This is a genomic window from Streptomyces sp. NPDC006265, assembly GCF_040613555.1.
Lineage (GTDB): Bacteria > Actinomycetota > Actinomycetes > Streptomycetales > Streptomycetaceae > Streptomyces.
In genome coordinates, this window is sequence record NZ_JBEXSH010000099.1 from 1 (window position 1) to 16,423 (window position 16,423).

At 72.1% G+C, this 16,423-nt stretch carries 14 protein-coding genes and 4 pseudogenes; 8 read left to right on the top strand and 10 right to left on the bottom strand.

Annotation, left to right across the window (positions count from 1 at the left end; all coding sequences use genetic code 11):
* Positions 1-83 precede the first annotated feature (83 nt).
* The 5 genes and pseudogenes from ABZ281_RS11355 to ABZ281_RS11375 all read left to right on the top strand — a co-directional run.
* Positions 84-1,424: pseudogene (locus ABZ281_RS11355) on the top strand (arabinogalactan endo-1,4-beta-galactosidase); the annotation flags it as partial.
* A gap of 205 nt (positions 1,425-1,629) precedes the next feature.
* Complete coding sequence (locus ABZ281_RS11360) at positions 1,630-1,887, top strand: winged helix-turn-helix domain-containing protein (protein ID WP_356654371.1); 258 nt, start codon at positions 1,630-1,632, stop codon at positions 1,885-1,887.
* Between the two features lie 49 nt (positions 1,888-1,936).
* Positions 1,937-2,896, top strand: coding sequence for an SMP-30/gluconolactonase/LRE family protein (locus ABZ281_RS11365; RefSeq protein WP_356654373.1), 960 nt, complete (start codon positions 1,937-1,939; stop codon positions 2,894-2,896).
* 196 nt (positions 2,897-3,092) lie between these two features.
* Entirely contained in the window at positions 3,093-3,548 is a 456-nt protein-coding gene (gene crcB, locus ABZ281_RS11370) for a fluoride efflux transporter CrcB (RefSeq protein ID WP_356654375.1), read from the top strand.
* Positions 3,545-3,793: pseudogene (locus tag ABZ281_RS11375) on the top strand (DUF190 domain-containing protein); the annotation flags it as partial. The gene crcB and the pseudogene ABZ281_RS11375, both read left to right, overlap by 4 nt.
* A gap of 15 nt (positions 3,794-3,808) precedes the next feature.
* Here the strand turns inward: ABZ281_RS11375 and ABZ281_RS11380 are convergent.
* The 8 genes and pseudogenes from ABZ281_RS11380 to ABZ281_RS11415 form a co-directional block, all read right to left on the bottom strand.
* Positions 3,809-5,134, bottom strand: a pseudogene (locus ABZ281_RS11380) (solute carrier family 23 protein); the annotation flags it as partial.
* A 105-nt stretch (positions 5,135-5,239) separates the two neighbouring features.
* Positions 5,240-6,475, bottom strand: a complete 1,236-nt coding sequence (locus ABZ281_RS11385; protein ID WP_356654377.1) for an ATP-grasp domain-containing protein — start codon at positions 6,473-6,475, stop codon at positions 5,240-5,242.
* A 56-nt stretch (positions 6,476-6,531) separates the two neighbouring features.
* Positions 6,532-7,581 (bottom strand): 2-oxoglutarate and iron-dependent oxygenase domain-containing protein, encoded by a 1,050-nt coding sequence (locus tag ABZ281_RS11390; protein WP_356654379.1) that lies wholly within the window; start codon positions 7,579-7,581, stop codon positions 6,532-6,534.
* 41 nt (positions 7,582-7,622) lie between these two features.
* Positions 7,623-8,183 carry a TIGR00730 family Rossman fold protein gene (locus ABZ281_RS11395; protein WP_142160938.1) on the bottom strand — a complete coding sequence of 187 codons (561 nt, stop codon included), beginning with the start codon at positions 8,181-8,183 and terminating at the stop codon, positions 7,623-7,625.
* 19 nt (positions 8,184-8,202) lie between these two features.
* On the bottom strand, positions 8,203-8,967 hold the full coding sequence (gene thyX, locus ABZ281_RS11400) for an FAD-dependent thymidylate synthase (RefSeq protein WP_356654381.1): 765 nt from the start codon (positions 8,965-8,967) through the stop codon (positions 8,203-8,205).
* A 53-nt stretch (positions 8,968-9,020) separates the two neighbouring features.
* Positions 9,021-9,206 carry a hypothetical protein gene (locus ABZ281_RS11405; protein ID WP_142160936.1) on the bottom strand — a complete coding sequence of 62 codons (186 nt, stop codon included), beginning with the start codon at positions 9,204-9,206 and terminating at the stop codon, positions 9,021-9,023.
* Positions 9,207-9,415: 209 nt separating this feature from the next.
* Entirely contained in the window at positions 9,416-9,736 is a 321-nt protein-coding gene (locus tag ABZ281_RS11410) for a hypothetical protein (RefSeq protein WP_356654383.1), read from the bottom strand.
* A 130-nt stretch (positions 9,737-9,866) separates the two neighbouring features.
* A complete protein-coding gene (locus ABZ281_RS11415) occupies positions 9,867-11,534 on the bottom strand; it encodes a glycoside hydrolase family 13 protein (protein ID WP_356654385.1) in 1,668 nt (555 codons plus the stop codon).
* Between the two features lie 309 nt (positions 11,535-11,843).
* Between ABZ281_RS11415 and ABZ281_RS11420 the strand changes: the two genes are divergently transcribed.
* Complete coding sequence (locus ABZ281_RS11420; protein WP_356654387.1) at positions 11,844-12,779, top strand: LAETG motif-containing sortase-dependent surface protein; 936 nt, start codon at positions 11,844-11,846, stop codon at positions 12,777-12,779.
* Between the two features lie 229 nt (positions 12,780-13,008).
* Here the strand turns inward: ABZ281_RS11420 and ABZ281_RS11425 are convergent, their stop codons facing one another.
* Complete coding sequence (locus ABZ281_RS11425) at positions 13,009-13,983, bottom strand: nucleoside hydrolase (protein WP_356654389.1); 975 nt, start codon at positions 13,981-13,983, stop codon at positions 13,009-13,011.
* Positions 13,984-14,116: 133 nt separating this feature from the next.
* Between ABZ281_RS11425 and ABZ281_RS11430 the strand changes: the two are divergent.
* A pseudogene (locus ABZ281_RS11430) lies at positions 14,117-14,269 on the top strand (RNA polymerase subunit sigma-24); the annotation flags it as partial.
* 91 nt (positions 14,270-14,360) lie between these two features.
* Positions 14,361-14,906, top strand: coding sequence for a pyridoxamine 5'-phosphate oxidase family protein (locus ABZ281_RS11435; RefSeq protein WP_356654391.1), 546 nt, complete (start codon positions 14,361-14,363; stop codon positions 14,904-14,906).
* 29 nt (positions 14,907-14,935) lie between these two features.
* Here ABZ281_RS11435 and thrS read toward each other — a convergent pair whose 3' ends face one another.
* A complete protein-coding gene (gene thrS, locus ABZ281_RS11440) occupies positions 14,936-16,186 on the bottom strand; it encodes a threonine--tRNA ligase (protein ID WP_356654393.1) in 1,251 nt (416 codons plus the stop codon).
* Between the last annotated feature and the right edge of the window lie 237 nt (positions 16,187-16,423).

Below are 16,423 nucleotides of genomic sequence, written 5' to 3' on the forward strand. Positions count from 1 at the left end.
GTAGCTGTCCGGGGTGAGCCGCCCGGCTGTGGCGTACATGACCTCGCGCCAGGTCCAGAAGGTGCCGGAGCCGACCTGGACGGCACTGGTCCGCGTCGGCCTACAAGGTGGAGACGTACCAGTACCTGTCCGGACTCACCAACGGGAACTACAAGCTCACCGCCTGGGTGCGCTCCGGCGGCGGGCAGAAGTCCGCCTACATCGCGCTGAAGAACTGCGGCGGCGCCGAGCAGCGGACCGACCTGCCGGTCTCGGCCGGTGGGTGGCTCCGGATCGTCGTGCCGGTCACCGTCACCGGCAACCAGTGCACGATCAGCGTCAACAGCGACGCGAACGCGGGCAACTGGATCAACGTCGACGACCTGACCTTCACGTCCGGCACGTCCGGCACGTCCGGTACGTCGATCAAGGGTGCCGACATCTCGTCGCTGGCCAAGGGCGAGGCCAGGGGCGGCGTCTACCGCAACAGTTCGGGCACCGCCGCCGACCCCCTCGCCGTCCTCAAGTCGAACGGCATGAACTACGCCCGCCTCAAGATCTGGGTGAACCCGGCCGACGGCTACAACACCAAGGCCCGCGTCCTGGCCACGGCCAAGCGCGTCAAGGCACAGGGCATGAAGCTGCTGGTGGACTTCCACTACTCGGACTTCTGGGCCGACCCGGGACGCCAGGACAAGCCCGCCGCCTGGGCCGGACACTCGTACGGTCGACTGAAGACGGACGTGTACCACCACACATACGACGTGCTGAACGCCCTGAAGGCGCAGGGCACCCCCGCCGACATGGTCCAGGTCGGCAACGAGATCAACGGCGGCATGCTCTGGAACGAGGGGTCCACCTCCAACTGGACGCAGCTGGCCGGTCTGCTCAACTCCGGCTACGACGCCGTCAAGGCGGTCGGTTCCTCCACCACCGTGGCCCTGCACCTTGCCGAGGGCGGTGACCTGGAGGGCACCCGCTGGTGGTTCGACAGCGCACGCTCCCACGGCGTGAAGTTCGACGCCATCGGCCTGTCGTTCTACGGCTACTGGCACGGCACCCTCGCCGACTTCCAGACGACACTCGACGACGCGGCCGCCCGGTACGGCAAGCCGGTCCTCGTCGCCGAGACCGCCTACCCGTTCCGCCTGGACAGCGAGGACGCGCACGAGAACATCATCAACACCGGCGACGAACTGGTCACCGGCTACCCGGCGAGCGTCACCGGTCAGACGCGGTGGATGAACGACATGATGAGCATCGTGGAGGCCGTCCCGAACGGCCGCGGACTCGGCGCCTTCTACTGGGAGGCGACCTGGACCGCGGTCGGCGGCAACGGCTGGGACCCGACCGACGCCGCCTCCGGCAACGCCTGGGAGAACCAGGCGCTGTTCGGCTACGACGACCGGGCGCTCTCGTCGATGTCCTGGTTCCGGCACCGCTGAGCCGACGCTCCGCCACCGCTGAATCCACGGGGGTGGGGCCCGGCTTCCCGGGCCCCACCCTCTGGTCGTCGCTCTTCTGCCCGAACTTCCACGACAGGGAAGTTCGGTATCGGTCAACGATGCCGAAGCCCGGACGCGATGGCGTCGACTGCGAGACAGTGGGAAGACGCGGTGAGAGGGCGAAGCGGCGAGGCAGGGGCACGACATGCTGAGGACTCCCACGGACGAGACGCGGCTGCGCATCCTGGCCTGGCTGAAGGAATCCGGTCCCGCGGCGGACGGCGTCACCGCGGACGCCGTCGCCGAGCGGTTCTCGCTGTCACGCCCGGTCGCCGTCACCCATCTGCGGCTGCTGGAGGCCACCGGCATGCTGCGCACCAGCAGGTCCGCGGGCCGCGAGCGCTACCACCGCGACGACATGCGGATCGCCGAGGTCGCCCGGATGTTTGAGAAGGGCTGGTAGGCGACCCGGTACACCGGTATCGCCCCCGATGGTGAAGGACAGGCACGCGATGGACCGTCCCACGGCACTCGTACCCCGCCACTACGTCGCGGTGGGCCCCGGCCCCGAGGACGTGGTCGCCGACCCGCGCGGCCGCGTCCTCACCGGCGTCGCGGACGGCCGCATCCTGCGGCTCGAGGCCCTCGCCGACCCGGTCGCGGCCCGCGTCGAGGTGATCGCCGAGACCGGCGGCAGGCCGCTCGGGCTCGAACTCCTCCCGGACGGCGACCTGCTGGTGTGCGACGCCGAACGCGGGCTCCTGCGCGTCGACACCGGCGACGGCACGGTCCGGATCCTCGCCGACTCGGTGGCGGGGGAACCGCTGCGCTTCTGCAGCAACGCCGTGGCCCTCTCCGACGGCAGCGTCTACTTCACCGTCTCCAGCCGCCGCTACCCACTGGAGCACTGGATCGGCGACATCGTCGAACACACCGGTACGGGACGGCTGCTGCGGCTCGCCCCCGGCGATGATGCGCCGGAGGTGGTGCTGGACGGCCTGCAGTTCGCCAACGGCATCGCCGCCGGCGCGGACGAGTCCTTCCTCGTCGTCGCCGAGACCGGCGCCTGCCGGCTGCTGCGCCTCTGGCTCACCGGGCCGAAGGCCGGCCGGAGCGAGCCGTTCGCCGAGAACCTCCCGGGCATGCCCGACAACCTCTGGCGTGGCGCGCCCGACGGCCCGATCTGGGTCGCGCTCGCGGGACCCCGCGTCCCGGCCCTCGACCTGTTCCACCGCAGCGCGCCCGGTGTCCGGGCCGCCGCCGCGCGCCTGGCCGTACGCGCCCCGTTCCGGCCCACCGGCACGATCGCCCTCCAGGCCTTCGACGACGAGGGCCGTGTCGTGCACCACCTCACCCGCCGCCGCTCCGGCTACCGCATGTCCACCAGTGTCTGCGAAGCGGGCGGGCACCTGATCCTCGGCAGCATCCGGGAACGGGGGGTGGCGGTCTGCGAGCCGCCCGCGGCGAAGTGACCTTCACCGGCCCGCGCCTCGGAGTGACCCCGCCCCGCCCCCGGGGTTAACCTGAACTCCGGCCGCGACCCCGTCGCGGCGCGGCGGTGGGGCCCGCCGTACCCGAACCGCGGCAAGGACGCCGCCAACGGTCCCTACTTGCGACGGCACGCGCCCGTACGACCCGGGCCGCGGCGAGTAGGAGACGGACCACCCCATGACAACCCCCGAAAGCCTCCGCGTTCCGGCGGCCACCCCCCGACCGTCCCCCTGGCGTGCCCAGGCGCCCGTCGTCGCGGTCGTCTCGCTCGGCGGGGGAGTGGGCGCGACCGCCCGGTACGCGGCCTCCCTCTGGTGGCCCACGCCCCCGGGCGGTTTCCCCTGGACGGTCCTCGGGGTCAACATCGCCGGCTGCGCCGTGATCGGCGTGTTCATGGTGGTCATCACCGAGATCCGGACCGCCCACCCGCTGGTCCGGCCCTTTTTCGGCACCGGCGTCCTCGGCGGCTTCACCACCTTCTCGACGTACGCCGTCGACATCCAGAAACTCATCGACGGCGGCCGTCCCGGCACCGGGCTGGCCTACCTCGCCGCGACCCCGCTCGCGGCGCTCACGGCGGTGTGGCTCACGGCCGGGACGACCCGCCGTGTCCTGGAAGGGAGGCGACGATGACGAGGCTGAGCGGCAGGGCCCTGCGCCTGACCGTTTTCGTCGGCGAGCGCGACACCTGGCACCACAAGCCCCTCTACTCGGAGATCGTCCACCGGGCCCACGCGGCGGGACTCGCCGGTGCCAGCGTCTTCCGCGGCATCGAGGGCTTCGGCGCCTCCTCCCTGATCCACACCTCGCGGCTGCTGTCCCTGAGCGAGGACCTGCCGATCGCCGTGGTGATCGTGGACACCGAGCCCCGCGTCCGCGCCCCAGCGGCGTCCCGCGGCGAGCAGGTGGTACCCCAGCAGCGTCACCACCGTGCCCAGCGCGATGCCGCCGACGGAGAAGTCGCCCAGGGTGACGGTGACCCCGCCGATGCCGAGGACCGAACCGGCCGCGATGGGCACCAGGTTGACCGGGTCCGAGAAGTCCACCCGCGCCTTGATCCAGATCTTGGCGCCGAGCAGCCCGATCATCCCGTACAGCACCACCGTGATGCCGCCCAGCACCCCGCCGGGCGTGGCCGCGACGAGTGCGCCGAACTTGGGGCAGAGCCCGAAGGCCAGCGCCGCTCCGGCAGCCGCCCAGTACGCGGCGGTGGAGTAGACCCGGGTCGCCGCCATCACGCCGATGTTCTCCGCGTACGTCGTCGTGGGCGGGCCGCCGACCGCCGCCGAGACCGCGGTGGCCAGGCCGTCGCCGAGCACGGCACGGCCGAGCACCGGGTCGAGGTTCTCGCCGGTCATCTCGCCCACCGCCTTGACGTGCCCGGTGTTCTCCGCGATCAGCGCGACCACGCCGGGCAGCACGAGCAGCGCCGCGGAGACGCTGAAGGACGGGGAGTGCAGGGTGGGCAGCCCGAACCAGTCGGCGGAGGCGACCGACTCCAGCTGCACGCGCGCGTGCGTGGTGACCTTGCCGTCCGGGCCGGGCGCGGTGATCGGGCCGGCCACCCGGTCCAGGACAAAGGACAGGACGTAGCCGAAGACGAGTCCGACGAACACGGCGAGGCGGCTCCAGAAGCCGCTCAGCAGCACGCCCGCCGCGATGACCACGCCCATGGTCGCGAGCGCCGTCCACTGATCCTGCGGCCAGTAGATGTCCGCCACCACCGGGGCCAGGCTGAGGCCGATCAGCAGCACCACCGCACCGGCCACGACGGGCGGGAACGCCCGGTTGACCAGGCCCGGGCCCATGCGGTGGACGAGCAGGCCGACGACCGCGAGGACCAGGCCCGCGACCACGATCGCGCCGGTGACCTGGGCCGTGCTGCCGCCCGCCGCGCGGATCGCGGCGACACCGCCGACGAACGACGCGCTGGTGCCCAGGTAGCTCGGCACCCGGCCCTGCACGACGAGCAGGAACAGCACGGTCGCCACGCCGGACATCATGATGGCGAGGTTCGGGTCGAGGCCCATCACCACGGGGAAGACGAACGTCGCGCCGAACATCGCCACCACGTGCTGGGCGCCCAGGCCCAGGGTGCGGGGCCAGGAGAGGCGCTCGTGCGGCAGCACGGCCGCACCGGGCCGGGGCGCCCGGCCGTCACCGTGCAGCCGCCATCCCACGCCCAGCCTTCTCCGCGCCGGACCTTCCGTGTCCTTCATGGGATCTCTCCGGTTTTCGGTCGTGCCGCACGACGACGGCCGCGAACTGGTGTACGAATGAAAGGGAGTGGACCGCCGTCGACCGTGTGCCGGTGCGGGGTGGGCTCAGGCCTCCACGTCGCAGTCGACCAGCGTCATGACGGCCTCGGCTCGCCGGTCGGCCTCCGCCGGAGCGTCGGCCGTGACGATCACATGGCCCACCCGGGTGTGCGTCGCCGCGGCCCCGCCGACCAGCTCGCCCGGGTCGACGTAGGAACGCGCGGCGGCCAGATGCGGGTTCAGGACGAGTCCCGTCAGGCCCCGGAAGGTGCCGTGCGCCGAGGTGTTGATGAAGCGCAGCGCGGCGGCGCCCGGGCGCGCCGGCCGCGCCGTCGGCTCCTCACCGAGCACGGCCTGGACATACGCCTCGGCCAGATCGATTCCGGTGGCGTGCTGGATCGCCTGCAGCACCGCCCCGTCGGGCGGCCCGGCGTCGATCTCGATGAGCACCGGCCCGTCCGGCGTCAGCTTGAGGTCGGCGCGCGCGATCCCGTCCCGCAGGCCGAGCGCCCGCAGACCCCGCAGCACGGTGCCGGCCGCCCGGGCCGCCGTCCGCTCGTCCAGGCCGTGCGGCACGGTGTACCCGGTCTCCTCACGCTCCCGGCCCTCGGTCGTGTACTTCCGGGTCAGCATCGAGTGGGTGCAGTTCCCCGAGTGCAGCACGCTCACCAGGCTGTACTCCGGGCCCTCCAGGTACTCCTGGGCGAGGGCCACCGTGTCGTAGGCGAGGCCGTACGTCGGGTCCGAGGAGTGGTTCAGCGCCCGGCGGACGGCCGGCCGGAGCTCCCCGGGGCCGTCCATCACGCTCACGCCCACCGACCCGGTGTTCTCCACCGGCTTGACCACGACGGGGTAGTCCAGCCCCGCCGCCGCCAGGCGCTGCTCGGCGGCCTCGAAGGAGACCAGGGCGACCGTGCGCGCACTGGGCACGCCGCCCCGCTGCAGCGCCTGCGCCATCTGCCACTTGTGGCGGCTGGCCGCGGCGAGGCTCACGGAGTGCCCCGGCACGCCCAGCCGGACGGCGAGGGCCGCGGCCAGCGGGGAGAACTGCGCCCCGCTGACCGCCACCGCCTCGATGCCCTGCCGGGCGCAGTACTCGGCGAGTTGGTCGACGGCCTGGTCGGCGGAGCGGAAGTCCGTGAACACCACCCCGCCCAGCTCTCCGCGGATCTGCGGACGGCACCGTTCGTACAGCTCCCGGTGCGTCGCGGCGTGCACGCGCACGTCGAGTCGCCGCGCCGCCCGCACGATGCACTCGGCCGCCGTGTTCTCGACGCCGAGGAGCAGAGCTGCTCTGGCCACGTCATCTCACCTTGCTCTCGCCGGTACCACCGCCGGGCGGCGTGCGGGCTCCACCGTCAACCGCCGTACGCCCTGCTGAACTTCCCGGTGATGTAGTCGCCGGACCGAACCGACGCGTGCCTGGGCGGGTTGTCCGGCCCGGTACAGGTGGGGATGCACTCGATCAGCGCGTCGTAGGACGGCTGGTGGAAGAACGGCACCGAATAGCGTTCCCGGTCGGCCAGTTCGCGCGGCGGGTTCACGACCCGGTGGACCGTGCTCACCCAGCGGTTGTTGGTCCAGATCGCCATCAGGTCGCCGATGTTGACCACGAACGAGCCCTCGATGTACGGGACGTCGAGCCAGTCGCCGTTCTTGTCCAGGACCTGGAGGCCGCCGGGGCCGTCGTCCTGGTACAGGATCGTCAGGCTGCCCCAGTCGCTGTGGACGCCCTTGCGCAGCTGGCCCGGCGCCGGCGGCACGGTCTGACGCGGGTAGTAGTTCGCCGTCAGGTTCGTCATGTGCCGGTCGATCTTGTCCTCGAACCAGTCCTCGGGCAGGTCGAGGGCGAGCGCGAACAGCCGCATGATGTCGGCGGCCAGGACCTCCATGGCCCCGTAGTAGGACCGGTAGGCCTCGGCGAAGCCGGGCAGCGCGGGCCAGTGGTTCGGGGTGGCCAGCGCCGGGTCGGCGTCGGCGGGCAGCCGGTCCTTGCCGTCCGGCTCACCGAGCCGGTTGATCGTGAAGGTCTCGGAGACGTCGGGCAGGCTGCGCTCGTGCTCCACCTCGGCGTCCGTGTTGGAGGCGGCGAGGCTCCCCTTGCGGCCGAAGCCGCGCATCAGCGGGTCCTCCGGGACCGCCAGCAGCTTCGCCTTCTCCTCGGCGGGCAGCGCGAAGAACTCGCGGGTGGCCCGGTACATCTCCCGGACGGCGTTCTGCGGCACCCCGTGACCGACGATCACGAGGAACCCGCTGGTGCGGCAGACCTCGTCGATCACGGCGCCGAGCCGGCGGTCCGCCGCGGCCGACGACCGTGCCGAACTCAGGTCGATCACCGGGACGTAGCCCTCGACCACGGTCACCTCGGCGGTCCGGCCGACCGCGCTCTCAGCATTCAGTAGCGACATCGCTCCTACTCTCGGTTTCAGCCCTGGCGAGGGTGTTTCGGTCAGCCCCAGCGCGGCGGCGGGGGCTCCCAGTCCCGCACGAGGCGGAGGAACTCGGCGGCGTCCGCGACGGGGGCGAGGGTGCCGAGCTCCTCCTCGCGCAGGAAGCCGCTGAGGGACATGCGGCAGGTCATGCGCAGCAGCCGGTCCCAGTAGCCCTCGACGTTCAGCAGCGTGACGGGCTTCTGATGGGTGCCGAGCACCAGCCAGGCCCACACCTCGAGGATCTCCTCGGCGGTGCCCACCCCGCCCGGCAGCGCGACGAACGCGTCCGCGAGGTCGGCCATGAGCTGCTTGCGCTGGTGCATGGTGTCGACGACGTGCAGTTCGGTCAGGCCCCGGTGGGCGACCTCGGCGTCGACGAGATGGGTCGGCATGACGCCGGTGACCCGGCCGCCGGCCGCCAGCGCGGAGTCGGCGACCACACCCATCAGGCCGGCCGCTCCGCCGCCGTAGACGATCTCGTGGCCCGCGGCGACCATCTCCTTGGCGAACACGGCCGCCGCTTCCCGGTAGACCGGCCGGTTGCCCAGGGCCGATCCCGCGTAGACGGTGATACGCATGGCAGGGACCTCCTCCGGGTCAGGGGCTGACCCGGCCGAACTTCTCGAACGCCTCGTGCGTCAGCGGCATCAGACGGGCGAACTGCTCCTCCATCTGCTCGGCCACGACCTCGATCTCGCGCTGCGGGTGCGAGACGTAGGCGGCGTCGGCACGGTTGGTGCGCAGGCCCAGGAAGTGCATCAGGGAACGGGCGTTGCAGGTCGCGTAGACGGTGGAGTACGTCGCCACCGGCAGGACCACGCGGGCCAGTTCGCGGGCGATGCCGGCGTCGAGCATCCGCTGGTACTCGCGGAAGGCGGCGCGGTAGGCCTCACTCGTGGCCGTGCTCACCAGGTCGTAGTCCTGCTCGTCGCCCGGCACGTACTGGTAGTGGCCCGGCTTGCCGATCTGCTTGAGGGCACGCTCGCGGTCGGGTACGTAAAACACGCTCTTCAGGTCCTTGTACCGTGCACTTTCCTCGTTGAAGGACCACATTCGGTGCCGCATCATGTGCCGGATCGTGAAAATCGGCGCGTGCACCAGGAAAGTCATGGAGTTGTGCTCGAAAGGGCTGCCGTGGCGGCTGCGCATGAGATATCGGATGAGGCCGCCTATGTAATCGTCGCCGCGTTCCTCGCGGTGCGCCTCCTCGCCGGCCGTGGACACGCGTGCCGCACGGACGACGCCGAGGTCGGACGCGGTGTGATCGACGAGCTCGACGGTGATCTCGCTGCGCAGTTCGATCTCGGGGGTGAAGACCGTGCTCTCGTCGGGGGCGTTCTCGATCGCCGGGCTGATCGTCATTGCGTTTCCCTCCGTTGACCTGGCTTGCTGTCGATGGGCTGAGGACGTGCGGGTCAGTCCCAGCCGTGGTCGTCGGGCGTTTCGCCCGCGACGACCGTCGTGGCGGCGGGGGCACCGGCCGGGCCGGCGACCGCGGGGACGGCGGCGGCGGCGAGGAAGCCGGCGGCGGCGACGGCGGTCAGGGTGCGCAGACCACGGGCGCGGGTGGCGGCCAGGTGAAGGGAGATCGTGCGGAGCATTTCGTTCCTCTTTCTCGTCCGGTGTTTTGAGCGGCTCCCCCGCTCGCAATGTCCATTCTTCGGCCGCGGCTGCTCCGCAATAAGGTCACACTTGTGCAGTGCGTAGGTGGGAATCCCCTGCAGGTACCTTCCGGCATACGCGAAGAGCCCCGTCGCCGGCGGCTGAAAACCGCTCCTTGGCGACGGGGCAACTTCGTTGAATGCAACGCCTATCGGTCGAGTCCGCAGACCACCCTTCCGGGGCCGGCGGGGGCGGCGACCTGCTCGCCGCGTTCCCGGTCGTGGATCTCGCGCACGGCCACGGTCGCCGTCACCACCGCGGCCCGGGCCGCGCCCAGCACGTCACGGGCGGAGGCCAGATCGCGCTCGGGCAGCCGCACCACGACGTCCGTGGCGCACTCGATGAGATGCAGCGCGGCCCTGGCCAGCGAGTCGTCGCAGGGGTAGCTCTGCTCCACGGCACTGCGGGCGCCCTGCAGCAGGGCGGCCGCGCTGAGGGACTGGTGGGACGTGTCCGGCTCGGTTCTCATACGGGCCTTCCTCGAAGTCGTTCGTACGGGGCTGGACGCAGAAGCAGAACGACTGTGCTGGCGCATACCGGGCGCCCGGAAGGGTCATAGGCGTGCAGTGCAGGGTTGTGCAGGGCGGTGGTGTGCGCGGTCAGACCGCCAGCCACACCGCCTGGTCCGGTCCAAGCCGCCCGTCGGCCAGGGGGCCGCTGGACAGGAGGAGCGCGGCGTGGGCGGGCAGATCGTACGGCTCGGCCGAGAGGTTGACCACGCAGCAAAAGCCGGGGTCGCGGCTGAAGGCCAGGACGCCTTCGGGGGCGTCCAGCCAGGTCATCGTGCCATCACCGAGGGCGGGGTGGTCGCGGCGGATGCGCAGGGCCGCGCGGTACAGCTCCAGCATGGAGGCCGGGTCGCCCGACTGCGCCGCCACGCTGAAGCCGCCCCAGCCGTCGGGCTGCGGCAGCCAGGGCCCGTCGGTGGCGCCCTCGGGGCTGAACCCGAACGCCTCGCCCCCGCCGGTCCACGGGATCGGGACACGGCAGCCGTCCCGCCCCCGTTCGGTGTGGCCCGAGCGCTCCCAGGTGGGGTCCTGGAGAACGGACTCGGGCAGGTCCTCGACCTCGGGCAGGCCCAGTTCCTCGCCCTGGTAGACGTAGGCACCGCCGGGCAGGGCCAGCATGAGCAGGGCGGCGGCCCGGGCCCGCCGGGTGCCGAGTGCGAAGTCCAGGGGCCCGTCGGGCCGGTAGCTCTCGTTGGCCACCCAGCGCCTCGCCGCCCGGCGGCCGTAGCGGCTGGGGTGGCGCATGACGTCGTGGTTGGACAGGACCCAGGTGGCCGGCGCCCCCACCGCGCCGAGTATGCCGAGCGAGCCGTCGATGACCGACCGAAGGTCCTTCGGGTCCCAGCTGGACATCAGGAAGTCGAAGTTGAAGGCGGTGTGCAGACCGTCCGGGCGGACGTACGCCGCCAGCCGTTCGGAGGTGTCCGCCCACGCCTCGGCGACGAAGGAGCGGTCGCCGGGGAACTCGTCGGCGACCTTGCGCCAGGACCGGTAGATCTCGTGCACCTCGTCGCGGTCCCAGTGCGGATGGTCGACGTGCTGCCGGGGCCGCCCGTCGTCCGGGTCCCGGTGGGGCGGCAGGTCGGGCAGCTCCGGGTGCTTGACCAGGCCGTGGGCGACGTCGATGCGGAACCCGTCGACGCCCCGGCCGAACCAGAACCGCAGGATCGACTCGAACTCGGTCCGCACCTCGGGGTGTTCCCAGTTCAGGTCGGGCTGCTCGGGGGCGAACAGATGGAGGTACCACTGGCCGTCGGGCACCCGCTGCCAGGCGCTGCCGCCGAAGACGGACTGCCAGTCGGTGGGCGGGAGTTCGCCGTGCTCGCCGCGGCCGTCGCGGAAGACGTAGCGGTCGCGGGCCGCCGAGCCTGGTCCGGCGTACAGGGCCTCCTGGAACCACGCGTGCCGGTGCGAGGAGTGGTTGGGCACGATGTCGACGATGACCTTCAGGCCGAGGCGGTGGGCTTCGGCGACCAGGGCGGCGAAGTCGTCGAGGGTGCCCAGGCGCGGGTCGACGCCCCGGGGGTCGGCGACGTCGTAGCCGCCGTCGGCGAGTTCGGACGGGTAGAAGGGGCTCAGCCACAGGGCGTCGGCGCCCAGGGCGGCGAGGTGGGTGAGGCGGCGGGTGATGCCGCGCAGATCACCGAGTCCGTCGCCGTCGGCGTCGGCGAAGCTGCGGGGGTAGATCTGGTAGACGACGGCCTGGCGCCACCAGTCGGGGTCACGGGAGGACAGGTCGAGGGTGGAGCGATCAGTCACGCGGTCTCCTTCGCAGGGCATACGGGCGACAGCATTAGATCTGTCCAGAATGCCGGAAAAAGGGACCATCGGGTCGATCGGAGCAGTCCATTCCTGCTGTGACGAAAGTGTGATGGCGGCACAACTTCCTTTGCATCACCGCAGGTTGACAGTGTGCTGCGGCGCCGCCACCATGGGGGCCACTGAGGCGCATGTGACCAATGAGCCCAGTGTTTCTCAGACCGCTCACTCCGCGGTACGGCCCCGGCAGCCGCGCGCTGCCCGCATGCCGTCACCCGGGTTCTGCACACGCCAAGAAATGGGATACGCATGTCCATAGCGAGACGTGTCACCGCGCGCCGCCTGCTGGGGACGGGCGCCGCGGCCCTCGCCCTCTGTGCCGCCTCCGCCACGACCGCGTTCGCGCACGGTGCGCCCGGCGGGGACGGCTGGTCGTCCGGCGGCAGCTACAAGCCCGGCACGGGCGCGGGCACGGAGACCGGGACCGATCGCTGCCAGTTCTCGCTCGACGGCACCACCTTCCACGACTCGGTCAAGGTCGACGACCAGAACCTGAAGCCGACCGACGACGGCAAGGTGCACATCAAGGTCCGCACCGCCGGTGACGCGGCCACCTGCACGGCCTCCCTCGCCTCCTACCTCGCCCACGGCGCGACGTTCGCGACCTCCGGCGAGCAGGTGTTCGTCGACTTCGACACGGTGACGGTCAAGCCGGGCGGCACCGAGTCGCTCGACATCGCCATCCCGGACAAGGGCTGCTTCGGGCAGATCGACCTCTACCGGGGCGCGGTGAAGTTCGACGGCGAGCTCGACGCGAAGGACGGCTTCGAACACGGTGACCTGCCCAAGGGCCCGGACCGCCCGGTCATCAAGGACAAGCTGATCGCGGCCTGGAACGGCGGCACGAAGTACTGCACGACCCCGCCGCCCGCCGAGACGGAGCCGCCCGCCTCCACGCCTCCCGCGAGCCCGTCCGAGCCGGCCGAGGAGACCACGCCTCCGGCGTCCCCGTCCGAGCCGGCCGAACCCTCGACGCCGCCGTCCTCCGACACGGACACGCCCACCCCGAGCGCCTCCGAGTCGACGCCCGTCGCGCCCAAGCCGAACGGCGGTGGCGGCGACCTCGCCGAGACCGGCGCCGACGGCAGCACCGGTCCGATCGCGCTCGGCGCGGCGGCCCTGCTGGCGGGTGGCGCGGCCCTCGTCGTCGCGACCCGTCGCCGCGCGGCCAAGCGCAACGCGTAAGAACGCCCGACCCCTGTAGGGACACCCGAGCGGGGACGTCCGAACCCGCAGAGCGCCCGGTGCGCTGTCGTCCGGCGGCGACAGCACACCGGGCGCTCTCATGCGCCCACGGTCGGACCACCGCGGCCATGCCGTGCCGGGTCAGCAGCGTCCACACGGCGACGAGCGCGGCGAGGAGAAAGCCATTCCCTTATCGATTCTCGATCGATACCGATCGAGAATCGATGGATCACATCTCGACCGTCGCCAGGTACAGCTTCACGTAGCGCTCCACGTCCACGTCCAACGCCACGTCGACCAGCGGCTGTTCGCGCGTGCCCTCGTGGAGTTCCGACTCGCCGGGCCGGGGGCGGCGGTCCACGATCGTCATGCCGCGCGTGGGCCCGGCCGCGAGGGAGACGTCGACCGGGAGGCGGTGGGTCGTCAGGCCCTCGGGGTCGACGACCGCGCACACCGCGCCCGCGTCACCGAGGCCGCCGGCCGTCTCGGAGGGGTCGTCGGGACGGCTGTCCGGATGGGCCGGACGGTGCGCGAGCAGGTCCCCGGCCAGCCGCGCCCCCGATTCGCCGCTCGCCCGCAGCCTCCGCACATCCGCCGCGGGGACCACGACCCGGCTGAACACGTCCAGCCCGTACATCGTGATCGGCACACCGGCGGTGAGCAGGATCGCCGCCGCCTCCGGGTCGTGCCAGACATTGAACTCCGCGACGGGCGTGGCGTTCCCGACGGCCGCCGCACCGCCCATGAAGACGATCCGCTCGATGTTGCGGACCACCTCCGGATGCGTGCGCAGGAGCAGCGCGACGTTGGTGAGGGGGGCCGTGGGGATGAGGGTGACCGGACGCGTGGACGCGAGGATCTCGCGCCGCAGCAGCGTCACCGCGTCGACGTCGGCGGGCCCGCGGGACGGCTCCGGCAGGCCCAGGTCACCCATGCCGTCGGGCCCGTGCACGTGCTGCGCCGAGCGGGGAGCCTCGATCAGCGGCCGCTCGGCGCCCCGGGCGACGGGGATGTGGGGAGCGCCGGCCTGCTCCAGCACGGTCAGGGTGTTGCGGACCACGCCGTCGACGTCCGTGTTCCCGGCCACGCAGGTGATCGCCCGCACGTCGAGCGCCGGGTGCCGTACGGCGAACAGCAGGGCGAGGGCGTCGTCGACACCGGTGTCGCAGTCGATGATCACCGGGATGGGCTGACCGTCCGTCACGGCGGGGACTCCTTCCAGTGGCTGCGCGGGAATGCTCCGCAGCAGCGACCTTACGGCCTGGGCCCCGGCCCGTTCCGGCTCCGGCCCGTTCCGGCTCCGGCCCGTTCCGGGCTCCGGCCCGCGTCAGGACCGGCTGGAGTGCGCGGTCAACGGTCGGCCCGGCCTGGTGGCCCGCAAGGACGGCGTCACCGTGTCGGTGCTGGCGTTCGACACCGCGGGCGACCGGATCCAGCATGTCTGGGCCGTGCTCAATCCCGACAAACTCCGCCTCTGGACGGCACGCTGACCGGCGCCGCCCGCCACACCAACGGACGCGGCGATGATTCCGGCCCCGCCGGGCGGTCGTTAGGGGCAGGAGACGAGGAAGGAGCCCCGCCATGCCCGCACAGCAACCGACGACCGAGCTCGACGCCCGCTACAGCTCCGCGCTCAACCCCCGCCCGGGCGTCTCGGAGGTCACGGCCACCGCCTGGGCCGAGGCGCAGGGGCGGCTGGAGGCCGCAGAGATCTTCTGGGTGTCCACCGTGCGGCCGGACGGGCGGCTGCACGTCACGCCCTGCATCGCCGCCTGGCACGACGAAGTGCTGTACTTCTCCACCGGCCGCACCGAGCAGAAGGCGAAGAACCTGGCGCACGACGCCCACTGCGCACTGACCACCGGGGCGAACTCCCTCACCGACGGGCTCGACCTCGTGGTCGAGGGCAGGGCCGTGCCAGTCGCCGACCGGCCACGCCTGGAAGAGGTCATCACGGCGTACGAGACGAAGTACGGGCCGCACATCACCGCCCCCGAGGGCACCTTCCACGGCATCGGGGACGCGTTCCGCAGCGGCGACGCGGTGGTGTTCGCGGTGGCCCCGGACACGGCGTACGGCTTCGGCCGGGACAACGGGGTCTACAGCCAAACGCGTTGGACGTTCTGAGACCGGCCGCGACCTGGGAGGGGCCCGTCCTACGACGGGTCCCACAGACCGGGGCCGCGGGCCGCCACCCGGTCGGCGATACGACGCAGCAGCTCGTCCCCGGTCAGGGTGTCCGGCCGGCTGCCGTCGCGCAGGCGGGGGGCCACGAGGCCGGCGGCGGCCTCCCGCCCGCCGATCACCGCCTGGTACGGCACCAGCCGGGCCGAGCGGATCCGGGCCGCGAGGGTGCCCTGCTCAGGGCCGGCGACCTCGGCGCGCAGCCCGAGCTCCCGGGCCCGCCCGGCCAGGGCGTGGGCGGCCTCGGACTGCTCCTCGCCCACCGGCAGGACCATCAGCTGCACCGGCGCCAGCCACGGCGGGAACGCGCCGCCGTGCTCCTCGAGGAGGTGGGCGACCGCACGCTCCACGCTGCCGATGATGCTGCGGTGCACCATGACCGGGCGGTGCTTCGCGCCGTCGGGGCCGATGTAGTGCAGGTCGAAGCGCTCGGGCTGGTGGAAGTCGATCTGCACGGTGGAGAGGGTGGCCTCCCGGCCGGCCGGGTCGGTGATCTGCACGTCGATCTTGGGACCGTAGAAGGCCGCCTCGCCCTCGGCCGCCTCGTACGGGACGCCGGAGCCGTCCAGGACCTCCCGGAGCAGGGCGGTGGCGCGCCGCCACAGCTCCGGGTCGGCCACGTACTTGCCGCCCTCGCCGGGCAGGGACAGCCGGTACCGGGCCGCGCGGATGCCCAGGTCCGCGTAGGCGCGGCCGATCAGCTCCAGCGCGGACCGTGCCTCCTGGACGGCCTGCTCCAGGGTGCAGAAGATGTGCGCGTCGTTGAGGGTGATGGACCGCACCCGGGTCAGGCCGCCGAGGACACCGGACAGCTCCGAGCGGTACATGCCACCCAACTCGGCCATTCTCAAGGGCAGTTCGCGGTAGCTGTGGGATCGGGAGCGGTAGATCAGGGCGTGGTGGGGGCAGAGGCTGGGGCGCAGCAGGACCTGCTCGGCGCCCACGTCCATCGGCGGGAACATGTCGTCGCCGTAGTGCTCCCAGTGGCCGGAGATCTCGTACAGCTCGCGTTTGCCGAGAGCGGGCGAGTACACGTGCCGGTAGCCGGCCCGCCGTTCCGCGTCGCGGATGTACTCCTCCAGGGTGTGCCGCACGACCGCGCCGTCGGGCAGCCAGTACGGCAGTCCGGCGCCCATCAGCGGATCGGTGTCGAACAGGTCCAGTTCACGGCCGAGTCGGCGGTGGTCGTGCATGGTGGCTCCTCGTGTCTGGGAGGCGAGCACCACGCGACGAAGCCCCGGGGCACTCGCCCCGGGGCTTCGGACATCTGGGTCAGCTGTCAGCGCGCCGGGACTCTCTCCGGCGTCGTCGTGGAGGACGGGAACGGCTGGACTCGCTGCATGGCGTGACCGTAACAAGGGGCGGGGCGAGGAGCGACGGGTTTTCGGGCAAGGGCGGTGGGCGCCCCGGCCCGTAAGGAGCGGGCGTCCCGGCCCGTAAGGAGCGGGCGTCCCGGCCCG